Genomic DNA, 14,019 nt, shown 5'->3' with positions numbered 1-14,019 from the left:
TAGGCAAGACTGCCTGAAACACGCGCCAACAGATGTGATAGTGGTCACCGGATCGTCCGAAGCCGTGCATTCTATCACAGCCGCCCCCTCGCACACGCCCCCATGGCTTTGCCCCTGCCCATCAAGCCGTTATGCTAAACGCTGACTTCCTTGACGAGACGATCATGCGCGCACGCCTGCTCAAGACAGCCCTCATCACGGCGACCCTCGCGCTGGTTACGGCTTGCCAGGGCATGCCCAAGTCCCATGATGCCGGTACCACCGACCCCATGCGGGGAGCGCCACCGATTACAAAGGGCCTCGATGCAAAGGGCCTGCAAACACTGCTATTGGCAGAACTCGCCGGTCGGCGCGGTCAGTACGAACGCGCCACAAAGGGCTACCTGGAAGCCGCCGAACGCTACGATTCAGCGGCGCTGAGCGAGCGCGCCAACCTGGCGGCGCGTTTCAGTGACAAGCCCGCGCTGATGGAAACCTCAGCACGTCAATGGCTTGAGCGCTCGCCGGGTGCCGAGCCTGCGCTTCGCATGCTATCTAGCCTCGCCCAGCAGCGCGGGGACTGGCTGACCGCCCTCGATGCACGCCTTTCGCTGATCGAACAGGGCAAGCCAGGGGAGTTGGCCAGCTTCGCCGACCAGGCGCTAACGCAAGGGGCTGACCCGGCCCCCTTGGCCGCCCGGCTGCGCCGCCACCTGGTAGTCGCCGATGGTGACGCTCCCTATGCCTACGACGCTATTTTGGCCACTGCCTTGCTCGAAGCAGCCGGGGGAGATGTCGAGCGCGCCAAGAAACGCCTCTCGACGCTTGCACGTACACATCCCGAGCTTCCCGCTCTGTGGCTGACCCGTGCTCGCATTGCCATCGAAGAAGATGATCCAGCCGCCACCCTGAGAGCCGCCAAGCGCGGTCTGGAAACATCACCCGGCGACTCCCGCTTCCTGCTACTCATGGCCCGCAGCCAGCTGGCCCTGGGGCGGGTCACCGCCGCAGAGCGCCAAACCGACCAACTGCTGGCCCAGCACGGCGAGCAGCCGGAACTGCGCCTGGCATTGGCCCGCCTGTTCCTCGAAGCACAAGAGCCCTCTCCGGCCCGCCGGCTTCTGCTGCCGCTGATTGACGAAGACACGACGCCACCGCAGGCCTTCCTGCTGCTTGGCAACATCGCCGAACATCAAGGTGAAATCGACAACGCCCTCCTCTATTACCGGCAGGTCCCAGAAGGCGAGCAGTTCCTTAACGCACGTCTTCAAGCCGCACGCATGCTGATTGACGCAGACCGCCTACCGGATGCGCTGGAATTCCTGCGCATTGAACGGCTCCGCCATGAAGCTCAGGCCGCAGATATCGCCGCCCTGGAGGTTGAATTACTCGACCAGGTGGATGAGCGTAGCACCGCCGATGAAGTCCTCGCCGAGGCCCGCGACCGCCATCCTGATAACGAGGGCCTTCTATATATGCAGGCCATGCGCAAATTCAATGCTGGTAACCTGGACGGCATGGAGACCGACCTGCGTGAGCTGATCGAGCGCCGGCCAGACAACGCCATGGCCATGAATGCGCTCGGCTACACCTTGGCCGACATGACCACGCGTTACGAAGAGGCGCGCGAGCTGATCGAGCGTGCCCATGACCTGGCACCCGATAGCCCCGCCATTCTCGACAGCCTCGGCTGGGTGCTGCACAAGCAGGGCAAGAATGCTCGCGCCCTGCCTTACCTTGAGCGGGCGTTCGCCCTGATGCCGGATCAGGAAATCGCCGCTCACCTCGCCGAGGTACTGTGGTCGCTTGGTCGCACTGAAGACGCACGCCGCTTGGTCGAACGCGGCCTCGCCCGCTTCGAGGACCATCCCAAGCTCGATGAATTGATCCAGCGAATTCCCGCCATGGCACCATGAGGGCGCTGGCGGCATCGCCGCCCGCCCACTGCTGGCCGACACCCGAGAACGAGAGAGCCCGATGACCCGACGCTTCGTCCTTTTGATCGCCCTGGCCCTACTGGCCGGTTGCGCCGCCCGCACCCCGGCCCCCACCGACAGCGCCGAACGCGGCCCCTGGCAGGATCAACTCCCCCGCGTACAGGCCATGACCAGCTGGACCCTGGCCGGCAAGGTGGGACTACGCACACCTAAGGAAAGCACCAGCGCCAATCTGGACTGGCGCCAGACACCCAATTACTACCGGCTGCTGATCAGCGGTCCCTTCGGGGCCGGGCGCAGCACCCTCGAGGGCACCGCCCAGGAGGTGGCGTTGACCACAAGCGAAGGACGCGTCAGCGCCGAAAGCGCCGAGGCACTGCTCGACAAGGAACTGGGCTGGTCATTGCCGGTGTCATCGCTTGATCACTGGATCCGTGGCCTGCCCGCACCGGGCGGCGACGTTGAACGCGAGACCGACGCCCTGGGCTACCCTACTCGCCTGATCCAATCCGGCTGGACTATCGACTACAGTGGCTGGATGCCGGCCGGCGATCTGTGGCTACCGCGCCGCCTGGACATGCAACGCACGGGCATCGAGGCCACCCTGCTGATCAATTCCTGGCAGCCGGAGCCCTCTCGTGACTGAAAGAGCGCTTCATTACCACCAGGCCCCGCTATCTCGAGACACTCATCGACCGACGCTGAGCCTGCCGGCGCCGGCCAAGCTGAACCGCATGCTGCATATCACCGGACGTCGCGATGATGGCTATCATGAACTGCAAACCCTGTTCCAGTTTCTGGACGTTGGTGACACGCTGCACTTCACGCTCCGCGATGATGATGCCATCCGACTGACCCCCGCCCTCGAGGGCGTAACCGCCGAGGATAACCTGGTTGTCCGTGCGGCCCATCTGCTGCAAGCACAGACCGGTTCACGCCGCGGCGTCGACATCCAACTCGACAAACGCCTGCCAATGGGAGGCGGCCTGGGCGGCGGCAGTTCCAACGCGGCTACCACCCTGCTTGCCTTGAACCGGCTATGGCATCTCAACCTTGACGAGGAGCGCCTGGCCGCGCTTGGCCTGTCGCTGGGTGCCGATGTTCCCGTTTTCGTGCGTGGGCGCGCCGCCTGGGCCGAAGGGGTCGGCGAACAGCTGACATCCGTCACGCTCGATACCCCCTATTTCGTGGTCATCCATCCAGGTGTTTCGGTCGCCACCGCCAGGGTCTTCCAAGCGCCAGAATTGACACGCGACACCCCGGCCATTAGACTTTCGCGCGCACTTGAGGGGGGCGCAACGCGTTGGCGAAACGACTGCGAAGCGACGGTGCGCAGGCTATATCCGCAGGTCGATGAAGCCATCGAATGGCTGGCCCAGCGGGCACCGACCATGCTGACGGGTACCGGCGCTTGCCTGTTCGGGCGTTTGACTAACGTCGAAGAGGCCGCTAGCATTGCGCGCCAAGTCGACCCACGCTGGCACGCCTTCACGGCGCAAGGCTTGAACGTCTCCCCACTGCACAAGGCTCTGGGGTGAAGCAATCTGCTTGAGGTGGATTGCTTGTAAGGCGGCTCTTGATACACGGTCATAGTAACCGGACGAGAGCATAAGCGGAGTCGACAGGCAAGGTTGCTGGGGTATCGCCAAGTGGTAAGGCACCGGTTTCTGATACCGGCATTCGCAGGTTCGAGTCCTGCTACCCCAGCCATTTCCTCCCGCGTCGGCTGGCCGTCAACATCCCTCATAGAGATTCCCAAGACTCCAAAGGTGGCTGCGCGTGTCTAAATTGATGGTTTTCGCCGGGAACGCCAATCCCGAACTTGCCCGCAAGATTGCCGAAGGACTCGACAATCGCCTCGGCCACGCCACAGTCGGTCAGTTCAGCGACGGCGAAATCGCGGTCGAAATCAACGAAAACGTCCGCGGCAAGGATGTTTTCGTGCTGCAGTCCACCTGCGCGCCCACCAACGACAACATCATGGAAATGGTCCTGATGATTGATGCGTTGCGCCGCGCTTCCGCTGCCCGCATCACGGCAGTGGTTCCTTACTTCGGCTACGCTCGCCAGGACCGCCGCGTCCGCTCGGCCCGTGTGCCGATCTCCGCCAAGATTGTCGCCGACATGATGGTCAAGGCCGGTGTTGACCGGGTAATGACCATGGACCTGCATGCCGATCAGATTCAGGGCTTCTTCGACGTTCCTGTCGACAATGTCTACGGTTCGCCGATCCTGCTCGACGACATCGAACGCCAGAACTACGACGACCTGGTCGTAGTCTCCCCGGACGTCGGCGGCGTGGTGCGTGCTCGCGCCATCGCCAAGCAACTCAATGCCGACCTGGCCATCATCGACAAGCGTCGCCCCCAGGCCAATCAGGCCCAGGTCATGCACATCATCGGTGAGATCGAAAACCGGACCTGCGTGGTAGTCGATGACATGATCGATACCGCCGGCACGCTGTGCAAAGCCGGCGAGGCGCTCAAGGAGCGCGGTGCACGCCGCGTCGTCGCCTACGCCACCCATCCGATTCTGTCCGGCCCGGCCGTCGACAATATTTCCGGGTCGGTGCTCGATGAAGTCGTGGTGGCCGATACCATCCCGCTGTCAGACGCAGCCCGCCGCAGCGGCAAGATCCGCCAGCTGTCGGTGGCCGGCCTGATCGCCGAGGCAATCCGTCGCGTCAGCAACGAAGAATCCGTCAGCGCGATGTTCCACTGAGGCCACGCTAGGTCGCTTTAACATCGCGCAGGATACGTGCGCCGTCAGGCGCCCATGGAAACGCCAATGTTTGGTCGCGAGCTTGGCGTTCTCCTCATCAAACCACTGAGGTTTCATTCAATGTCCGATTTCAATCTTAATGCCAGCGTTCGCCACGACCTGGGGAAAGGTGCGAGCCGCCGCCTGCGTCGTGCGGACCTCTCCATCCCAGCAATCATCTACGGCGGTGAAAAGGCTCCCCAGTCTATCGCCATCGAGAAGGCCCCGTTCTACAAGGCCATCGAAGATGAGTCCTTCTTCGCCTCCGTGATCACGCTGAACGTGGAAGGCAAGCAGGAGCAAGTCGTGGTTCGTGACCTGCAGCGTCACCCGTACAAGCCGCTGGTCACTCACGCCGACTTTCTGCGCGTCGATGCGACCCACGAGCTGACCCTGCACGTTCCGCTGCACGTCGTCGGCGAAGACGCCAGCAAGGCGATCAAGGATGAGGACGGCGAGCTGCACCAGCTGGCGTCCGACGTCGAAATCAGCTGCCTGCCGAAGGATCTCCCCGAGTATCTGGAAGTGGACATCAGCGAGCTTGAGCTGGGCACCACCCTGCACCTGTCCGACCTCTCCGTACCGGCCGGCGTGACCATTGTGGCGCTGACCCACGGTGAAGATCACGACAACGCTATCCTCAACATCACCAAGGCCAAGGTCATGGCCGAGGCAACTGATGAGGAAGAAGAAGCTGAAGCGCCTGAAGAAAAGGCGGCTGATAGCGAAGACGAAAGCGAAGGCGAAGACGAAAGCAAAGGCGATACCGAGTAATCGGCGATGCCTGTGGGCATGCCGGCCAGCCGACATGCCCGCGCTGTCTTCTGAAAATCAAGCGCCCCGGCGCTTGATTTTTTTTGCCTGCCCCAAGCGCTGACAGTAGCGTTTCGATCACACGCCCATCACTTACGCGAGGTCACCGGTATGGGTCAGCTGAAAGCGATCATCGGCCTAGGCAATCCTGGTGCCGACTACGATGCCACCCGGCACAATGCCGGCGCCTGGCTGGTGGAATCTCTGGCACGCGATCATCACGTCCCCCTACGTTCCGAGCGCAAATTCCTGGGGCTCTATGCAAAGATCACCCTGGCCGGCCAGGACCTGCATCTCCTCTATCCCCAAACCTTCATGAACAAGAGCGGTGGCTCTGTGGCTGCACTGGCCAAGTTTTTCAAGCTTGCGCCAGAAGACATGCTGATCGCGCACGACGAGTTGGACATTGCCCCCGGCACCGCGCGCTACAAGCAAGGCGGTGGTCACGGCGGGCACAATGGCCTGCGCGATATCATCGCCTCCTTGGGCAACGCCAAGGATTTTCACCGCCTGCGTATCGGCATCGGCCACCCGGGCGAGGCCCATAAGGTCGTCAATTATGTGCTCTCGCGCCCGGGCAAACCCGAGCGCGCGGCCATCGATGCCGCTCTGGACGAGATAGAGCGCACCCTGCCGGACGCCGTCGCCGGTGACTGGCCGCGTGCCATGAACCGTCTACATAGCTTCAAGGGGTAACGACGGCCCAGGCAATACTGGCCTAGCCCGGTCATCCCCCCACTGATGCGCTGGGCACGGCACGGCTAACGGCTAGAGAAGGACTGCCGTGTGGCGTAGAATCCCCGCCATCGTTTTTTCACCGAATGCCAGGAACACACCATGGGTTTCAACTGCGGTATCGTCGGCCTGCCCAACGTCGGCAAGTCCACCCTCTTCAATGCCCTGACCAAGTCGGGCATCGACGCTGAAAACTTCCCCTTCTGCACCATCGAGCCCAACGTCGGCATCGTGCCGATGCCGGATCCACGCCTCGACAAGCTGGCCGAGATCGTCAAGCCCCAGAAGGTACTGCCTACCACCATGGAGTTCGTCGATATCGCGGGCCTCGTCGCCGGCGCCTCCAAGGGGGAAGGCTTGGGCAACAAGTTCCTGGCCAATATCCGCGAAACCGAGGCCATCGCCCACGTGGTCCGCTGCTTCGATAACGACAACGTCATCCACGTCGCCAATCAGGTCGATCCCGAAGCGGATATCGAGATCATCAACATGGAACTGGCACTGGCGGATCTCGATACCGTCGAGCGTGCCATCCAGCGCCTGGTGCGCGTCGCCAAGGGCGGCGACAAGGAAGCCATCGCCACCAAGGCGATACTCGAACGTATCCAGCCGCACCTGGCCGAGGGTCAGCCCCTGCGCAGCTTCGGCCTCAATGACGATGACAAGCAGCAGCTCAAGAGTTTCGGCTTTCTGACCCTGAAGCCGACCATGTATATCGCCAACGTCAACGATGATGGTTTTGAGGACAACCCCTACCTCGACAAGGTGCGTGAGATCGCCGCCGCCGAAGGCGCCATGGTGGTGCCGGTATGCAACCAGATCGAAGCCGAGATCGCCGAACTCGAGGACGAGGAGCGCGCTATGTTCCTCGACGAGCTGGGCATGGACGAGCCGGGGCTTGATCGCGTGATTCGCGCCGGCTATGAGCTCTTGGGTCTGCAGACCTACTTCACTGCTGGCGTGAAGGAAGTCCGCGCCTGGACCGTCAAGGTCGGTGCCACCGCCCCGGAAGGCGCCGGCGTGATCCACACCGACTTCCAGAAAGGCTTCATCCGCGCAGAAGTCGTCGCTTATGATGACTTCGTCACCCTTGGCGGTGAGCAAGGCGCCAAGGATGCCGGCAAGTGGCGTCTGGAAGGCAAGGATTACATCCTCAAGGATGGTGACGTGGTGCACTACCGCTTCAACGTCTAGCGCTTCATCAGAACCGCAGCACCAAGCGATGGAAAAAAGCCGATGTATCATGCTCTTATGGTTGACTGATCACATCGCCTTGAGTAGTATCTATCGCCGTTGGCTACATAGCTCAGCTGGTTAGAGCACATCACTCATAATGATGGGGTCCCCTGTTCAAATCAGGGTGTAGCCACCAAAACAGATAAAACGCCCGAACGGCCTTCCGTTCGGGCGTTTTTTTGCTCCTCGTTTTTGACCCCATCCGAAATACGTGACATCAATATAGCCCCGCCTGACACGGCTCTCTTCCCCATGCGGGCCATGGCTGGCACGCGAGCCGATTCAAAGGATTGTGACGATGTGGATTTCGCTGGTCTTTGTGCTGCTGTTCTCGACTGGCTTCATCTGTGCCCGCCTGGGCACGATGGACGCCGAACCCTTTACGCTTCTACTCGTACGCAGCCTGCTGGTGCTGCCGGTGCTGGCGGTAATCCTGTGGCTACGCAAAGCGCCAAACCAATGGGGAAACCGCGCCCAGCGAGGCTGCCAAATGGGCGTTGGCATGCTACTGCATGGCGCCTATCTAGGCGGGGTGTTCGCCGCCGTCAAGGCAGGCTTGCCGGCAGGCCTGACCGCCCTGCTGGTCAGCCTTCACCCCCTGGCGACCGCAGCGCTTTCCTTGCCATTGCTCGGGGTGAGACTGGGCCCAAGGCAATGGGGCGGGTTGGCATTAGGCGCCATGGGCGCAAGCCTCGTCCTGGGAAGTGGCCTTGAGCTCTCTCATGGATGGCCAGTGGTAGGTCTGGTCTGGTGTCTGGTCGCGCTTGCGGGGATTTCAAGCGCCACCCTGTGGCAGAAGCGGCTGAGCGGGGACATGGGAATGGTCGAAGGACTCATCTTTCAGTATCTGGGGGCGGCAGTGGTGTTCAGTATCGCCGCCAGCTGGGTCGGCAGCTTTACCTTTGCCCCCACCCCGCGACTGCTATTGACCCTGGCCTGGCTGGTCGGCGCAATTTCAGTAGGGGCCATCTGGTTGCTGATGGTGATGATCGAGCGCGGCGAAGCCCATCAAGTGGCGCGCACCTTCTTCCTGGTGCCGCCCTGTGCCGCCGTGATGGCCTGGCTGCTGTTCGACGAGCAGTGGACGGCACCCATGATCCTGGGCGCCGTTCTGGTGGTGGCGGGTCTCGCTCTCGATCGACCCAGCCCTGCTCGCCAGCCGACAGTCGAGCCATCGGACCCTGAGCAGGCCTGACGCTATATGGCAGCGCCCGGCTCAGTCCGGGCGCCAGCAGGGTCAAACGAGTTCGGCACGATTCAGATAAGCGGTCAGCACCCTGATCAACCGTTCGGCATCCTGACTGCCGGCGGTTTCACGGATCGAGTGCATGGCCCACTGTGCCACGCCCACATCGAGGGTCGGCACGCCAAGCTCGGTAGCGGTGATCGGCCCGATGGTGCTTCCGCAGCCCATGTCGGAACGCGTCACGAAGGTCTGCACCGGCACGTCAACCTCCTGGCAGATGTCACGAAACAGCGCCGAGGTCGCACTGTTGGTCGCATAGCGCTGGCTGGCATTGACCTTGATCACCGGGCCACCGTTAATGGTCGGCCCGTGACCGGCATCGTGCTTGTCCTTGAAGTTGGGGTGAATCGCATGGGCATTGTCGCAGGAGATCATTCTCGATGCCTGGACGAGGCGGATAAACCCTTCGTCGCCGGCTTCACCAAGCTGGGCATTGACGCGACGCAGAACATCACCCAGGAAAGGCCCCTGGGCACCGCAGGCACTCGCACTACCGACTTCTTCGTGGTCATTAGCGACCAGCACCGCGCCCTGCTCGCCGTCGCAATCAAGCAACGCCTCCATGCCGATAAAGCACGACAAGAGGTTATCGAGCCTCGCACTGGCAATAAGCTCACCGCGAGCGCCTACACGCGCCGGTGGCTGAGTGTCGTAAAGCGCCAATTCGAAGTCCAGCGGCTCGGCGTCTTGAATGCCGTGCTGCGCCTTGAGCCATTCCCGCAACAGGTCATTGAAATCCTCGCTGTCGCCACCCTGCAACAAAACTGCCGCCATCTCGGTCTGAGGATTGATGGAGCGGTTGGAGTTGGCGTCACGATCAAGATGAATGGCAAGGCTGGGTACCGTGGCTACCGGCCAGTCAACGTCAAGCAACACGCCTTCGATGCGACCATCCGGGTGGCGCAGATGAACACGGCCGGCAAGCCCCAGATCGCGGTCAAACCATGGCGCCAGCAGCGCCCCCCCATAGACCTGGACTCCCAGCTGCAGCCAGCCAGCACTGCGCTGGGCGGCGTGGGGCTTCAAGTGAAGGCCGGGACTATCGGTATGCGCACCGATCATGCGCAGCGCATCGAGGCGCCTCTTGGGCAGCTGCAGGGCGATGATCGAAGAGTCGTTGCGGGTCACGTAGACCCGTTCACCGGGGGTCAGCGTCCAGGGTTGCGACTCGTCCAGGCGCCGATACCCTGCCGCTTCAAGGCGAGAAGCCATGTTGCTTACGGCATGCCACGGCGTTGGCGAATGCTCAAGAAAATCGAGTAGGCGATCCAGGGGGGGAGCGTGATGCATTTTCATCCTCATGGAGGGTCTGTGTCTGGCGACACAGGCTGCTACAATGGCCTCTCGGCTGTCGAGAGGCGCGTGACAAGCCAGGCTCAGCTAGGGACAGAAGTGTACATGAAACCGGGAGTGCTTCATTGATGAGACGGATTGCAGCCATTGGGCGGTTAGGCGCCATCACCCTGATGCTGATGACGCTGAGCGCCATGGCGACGGCCCAGCCACATCCCAGCGAGGCTCAGCGACAGGTCGCGCCAGAAATCGCCGACTCCCTTCGCTACGGTCACTACGCGGATATCAGCCTGACGGACAACTGGTCGCAGCGCGCCTTTCAGCGCTACCTCGACATCCTCGATCCGCAGCGTGCCTACCTGACCAAACGAGACGTCAGCGAGTTTCGCAATACATTAGGTGGGCAAATCGTCGACGTACTCTACGACGGAGACCTTGACCCCGCCTTCGCCCTCTACGAGCGCTACCAGCAACGCCTCGAGGCGCGGCTGGAGTGGATCATTGCCAAGCTCGATGACGGTCTCGACTACCGCTACGATACCAATGAGCGGCTGGCACTGGAACGCGAGGATGCTCCTTGGGCCGAAAGCCAGGCGGCCCTTGATCGCTTGTGGGAAAAGCGTCTCAAGAATTCTGCCCTGACCATGCAGCTAAGCGATCAGGACGAGGCCGAGGTCACCGAGACCCTGCGTAAGCGTTACGAAGGTCAATTGAACCGCATCCGCCAGACCAACGCCGAAGATATTTTCGGCCTGTTCATGGCCGCCATTACCGGCACTATCGACCCTCACACCGAATATCTGTCGCCCCGCCAGGGCGAGTCCTTCGACATTCAGATGCGCTTATCGCTCGAGGGCATCGGTGCGCTTCTGCAAGCCGACGGCGAATACGTCAAGGTCTCAAGCCTGGTCGCGGGCGGCCCTGCCGAGAAGGCCGGGGTGCTTGAGCCCGCCGATCGCATTGTCGGGGTCGGCCAAGGCGATGACGGCGAGATAACCAACGTGGTCGGCATGCGTCTTGATGATGTGGTCGACCTGATCCGGGGCCCGAAAGGGTCGACGGTGCTGCTTGAGGTCGTGCCGGCACAATCGGTGGACATGACCCGCTCGCATGTCGTCGAGATTGTTCGCGATACCGTCAATCTCGAGGATCAGGCAGCCAGCAGCGAGGTCATTGAGATCGAACGCGAGGACGGTACCCACCGCATCGGGGTCATCGACATTCCTACCTTCTATGTCGATTTTGATGCCTGGCAGGCTGGCGAAGAAGATTATCGCAGCACGACCCGCGATGTGGCCAAGGAGATCCGTTCTCTGAAGGCGCAGGATGTCGAAGGCATTGTCCTCGACCTGCGTAATAACGGCGGCGGCGCTCTCCAGGAGGCCAACTCACTGATCGGCCTGTTCATCGACCGGGGCCCCACCGTTCAGGTACAAGACGCCCGCGGACGCATCAGCCTCTATGGCGATACCGACAGCGGCACCCTCTATGACGGTCCGCTGACGGTGCTGGTCAATCGCCTCTCAGCCTCTGCATCCGAAATCCTGGCGGGCGCCATTCAGGACTATGGCCGTGGCTTGGTCGTTGGCAGTCGCACCTTTGGCAAGGGCACCGTGCAGACCCTCAACGAACTTAGCCATGGCGAGGTCAAACTTACCCGGGCGAAGTTCTATCGCATCTCCGGTGAAAGCACCCAGCACCGCGGCGTTGAACCCGACATTGCCTTTCCAAGCCTGATTGATCCGGACGTGATCGGGGAGAGCAGCCTCGACAACGCATTGCCCTGGGACACCGTACGCGCCGTGCAGTATCGCCTTTACGGCACGCCCTGGCGGCACCTGGAAGCCCTGTCAGCGGCGCACCGCGACCGCATCGCGTCGCACCCCAATTTTGTCTATCTGGAAAAACAGGCCGACCTCTCGCGCAAGCTGCGCGATCAGCAGACCAGCGTCAGCCTGAACCGGGAGCAACGGAAGCGGGAAATGCAGGCCCAGGAAGCCGAGCAGCTATCGCTCGAAAACCAGCGCCGTCGCGCGCTGGGCCTCGAAGAACTGGAAGACTGGAGTCAGGCACGCGGTGCTGCCGAAGACGCCGTTCCCTCGGCGCAACAGGAAGACGAGTCTCCCGCTCCTATCGATCGCGCTCAGGTGATCGAAAGCGCCGAAATCCTGCTCGACTACGCGCAATTCAGTGCTGATGGCCGCCAGATCACCAGCACGGATTGACGCAGACATTACCGTAACGGGCGCGCCTCTCGCGGGGCGCGCCCACTCCCCTACCAACCTCATTCGCTCCTCACCTCTCCTGCATCTTGTTCCTATAAGCCGCTTACGCCGAGACACGCCTTGCTACCGTTTCGCGTTGTGCGCATCGCCTATGACCATCCAATGGTCACGGTACGACCATGGCCCGTTCGGCGGTGAGGTTAAGAACAACAGAAGCCAAGCAATGGAAAAAAGTGCAGTGGCATGCGACAAGGGACGGCAGGCAGGCTCGTCATTATGATGCTTAAAACGTGATGGCGAGTATTGCGATGGCGAGTACTGCGATGACGGCGGTGCTGATAATAACTGACGCAGTCACCGCGACACGTAACAGTACTATTTCATATTAAACGTTGAAGAAAAGGGGCTCACTTACCGTAATGCATGGCAGGAGCATGAGAGCTATCGGTGAAGAGGTGCTTGGCCGAAGGAGGGGGCGGCCGAAAGGTGTCCGCTGACAGAGCGCTGAAAGCTCACGAAGCCGGAGCCACAGCACTCACCTTCAGTCTTCAGATACCATACGCGCCCGAAGCCGGCTTACCGCCTGGCTATGCAGCTGACAGACGCGAGACTCGGTTACCCCAAGCACAGCCCCGATTTCCTTGAGATTCAGCTCTTCCTGATAATAGAGGGCCATCAGCATCTTTTCGCGCTCCGGCAAGTCAGCGATGGCTGCGACCAATTGTTCGCGTTGCTGGCCGTCAGCCAAGGCCGCAAAAGGCGACTGAGGGCCCCCCGCTCCTGCCTGGGGTTCGCCACCTTCTGCCATCAATTCCTCGAACGGCAGCAGATGGCCGTTGTTGGTATCGCTCAACAGCTGACGATAGACATCCATCGGCATATCCAGATCGGCGGCAATCTCCCGCTCTTCTGGCGGCCGACCCAGCTGCTGCTCCAGGCGGCGAACACTGGCATCCACGCTGCGGGCATTACGACGCACGCTGCGCGGCATCCAGTCGCGGGTTCGCAGCTCATCGATCATGGCACCGCGAATACGCTGACTCGCGAACGTGGTAAAGGTAGCGCCCGCTTTCGAATCGAAGCGCCCCAATGCGTCCAGCAACCCCACCATGCCGGCCTGGATAAGATCATCCAGCTCTACCGCCGCCGGTAGTTTGACCTGCAGCGACAGTGCCTGTCGCCGGACGACAGGCAGGTATTGTTCAAGAAGCGCATTTTGGTCGATCTTGCCCTGTGCCGTGTACATCCAGTTGCCTCTAGAACCGACATGGAGCCGGAAAGCGTGATTCGGACGAGACTCCGAGAGAACCGGAGGTCGGTGTACTCTATTATTCAGCCTGTCACTCTTCGCAGAAGGGTGAAATAACCCCTAATCATGGCGGTTATTTCTCTGGTAACGCGGTTTGGCTTCTATAGTTGACGATGATCTGCAGGTTATCGACCCTGACGGCTCGACGCTTTCCATTCGGTAACAGGAAGCGAAAATGGATCGCGCCGCCGGCCTGCCATGAGGCAGGCGCATTACGCCTGCCGTTTTGCGTGGTCAACTGCATGCACACGCTCCCCTGGCATAACCAGGCTCGTACTGCCTTTCCGGGAGGTAAACGAAACTGCCAGCTGACGTCCCTGACCTGACGTCCTGCCAAGCGAGCGGACTGGATGGCCTTAAGTGCCTCGGAGTTTGTTACACGCCCCGGCACCGCCACGTTCACCGCAGGCGCATTGGCCACCCAACTACCCGCCGACAGACATACTGGCGCTATGCCCAGCAGTATCGCGGCGAAAAGACTCATCC

12 protein-coding genes and 2 tRNA genes are annotated in these 14,019 nt (G+C 61.4%); 11 read left to right on the top strand and 3 right to left on the bottom strand.

The window, feature by feature from the left end; all coding sequences use genetic code 11:
* The first annotated feature begins 164 nt into the window (after positions 1-164).
* The 10 genes from ETC27_RS12375 to ETC27_RS12330 all read left to right on the top strand — a co-directional run bounded on the left by ETC27_RS12375 (position 165) and on the right by ETC27_RS12330 (position 8,655).
* Positions 165-1,895 (top strand): tetratricopeptide repeat protein, encoded by a 1,731-nt coding sequence (locus tag ETC27_RS12375; RefSeq protein ID WP_136255311.1) that lies wholly within the window; start codon positions 165-167, stop codon positions 1,893-1,895.
* A 61-nt stretch (positions 1,896-1,956) separates the two neighbouring features.
* Positions 1,957-2,562 (top strand): lipoprotein insertase outer membrane protein LolB, encoded by a 606-nt coding sequence (lolB, locus tag ETC27_RS12370; RefSeq protein ID WP_136255310.1) that lies wholly within the window; start codon positions 1,957-1,959, stop codon positions 2,560-2,562.
* 55 nt (positions 2,563-2,617) lie between these two features.
* Positions 2,618-3,454, top strand: a complete 837-nt coding sequence (ispE, locus tag ETC27_RS12365; protein WP_276605700.1) for a 4-(cytidine 5'-diphospho)-2-C-methyl-D-erythritol kinase — start codon at positions 2,618-2,620, stop codon at positions 3,452-3,454.
* A gap of 97 nt (positions 3,455-3,551) precedes the next feature.
* Positions 3,552-3,626: transfer RNA gene (locus tag ETC27_RS12360), tRNA-Gln, on the top strand.
* Positions 3,627-3,695: 69 nt separating this feature from the next.
* Positions 3,696-4,637 carry a ribose-phosphate pyrophosphokinase gene (locus ETC27_RS12355; protein WP_205742737.1) on the top strand — a complete coding sequence of 314 codons (942 nt, stop codon included), beginning with the start codon at positions 3,696-3,698 and terminating at the stop codon, positions 4,635-4,637.
* A 120-nt stretch (positions 4,638-4,757) separates the two neighbouring features.
* Positions 4,758-5,450: a 50S ribosomal protein L25/general stress protein Ctc gene (locus ETC27_RS12350; RefSeq protein WP_136255309.1), complete on the top strand. Its 693-nt coding sequence runs from the start codon at positions 4,758-4,760 to the stop codon at positions 5,448-5,450.
* A 150-nt stretch (positions 5,451-5,600) separates the two neighbouring features.
* Positions 5,601-6,185: an aminoacyl-tRNA hydrolase gene (pth, locus tag ETC27_RS12345; protein WP_136255308.1), complete on the top strand. Its 585-nt coding sequence runs from the start codon at positions 5,601-5,603 to the stop codon at positions 6,183-6,185.
* Between the two features lie 141 nt (positions 6,186-6,326).
* Complete coding sequence (ychF, locus tag ETC27_RS12340; RefSeq protein WP_136255307.1) at positions 6,327-7,418, top strand: redox-regulated ATPase YchF; 1,092 nt, start codon at positions 6,327-6,329, stop codon at positions 7,416-7,418.
* 101 nt (positions 7,419-7,519) lie between these two features.
* A tRNA-Met gene (locus tag ETC27_RS12335) sits at positions 7,520-7,596 on the top strand.
* 162 nt (positions 7,597-7,758) lie between these two features.
* On the top strand, positions 7,759-8,655 hold the full coding sequence (locus ETC27_RS12330; protein WP_136255306.1) for a DMT family transporter: 897 nt from the start codon (positions 7,759-7,761) through the stop codon (positions 8,653-8,655).
* Positions 8,656-8,697: 42 nt separating this feature from the next.
* Here ETC27_RS12330 and ETC27_RS12325 read toward each other — a convergent pair whose 3' ends face one another.
* Positions 8,698-9,996, bottom strand: coding sequence for a M18 family aminopeptidase (locus ETC27_RS12325; RefSeq protein ID WP_136255305.1), 1,299 nt, complete (start codon positions 9,994-9,996; stop codon positions 8,698-8,700).
* Positions 9,997-10,127: 131 nt separating this feature from the next.
* On the opposite strand from ETC27_RS12325, the gene ETC27_RS12320 reads away from it, so the two are divergent.
* Positions 10,128-12,224, top strand: coding sequence for a carboxy terminal-processing peptidase (locus ETC27_RS12320; protein WP_136255304.1), 2,097 nt, complete (start codon positions 10,128-10,130; stop codon positions 12,222-12,224).
* Positions 12,225-12,765: 541 nt separating this feature from the next.
* Here ETC27_RS12320 and ETC27_RS12315 read toward each other — a convergent pair.
* Together ETC27_RS12315 and ETC27_RS12310 are read right to left on the bottom strand one after the other, a co-directional pair.
* Entirely contained in the window at positions 12,766-13,470 is a 705-nt protein-coding gene (locus ETC27_RS12315) for an RNA polymerase sigma factor FliA (RefSeq protein WP_136255303.1), read from the bottom strand.
* 136 nt (positions 13,471-13,606) lie between these two features.
* Positions 13,607-14,017 carry a flagellar protein FlhE gene (locus ETC27_RS12310; protein ID WP_168709063.1) on the bottom strand — a complete coding sequence of 137 codons (411 nt, stop codon included), beginning with the start codon at positions 14,015-14,017 and terminating at the stop codon, positions 13,607-13,609.
* Between the last annotated feature and the right edge of the window lie 2 nt (positions 14,018-14,019).

Source organism: Onishia niordana (genome assembly GCF_004798965.1).
Classification (GTDB): Bacteria; Pseudomonadota; Gammaproteobacteria; order Pseudomonadales; family Halomonadaceae; genus Onishia; species Onishia niordana.
This window is presented reverse-complemented; position numbering and strand designations above follow the sequence as displayed.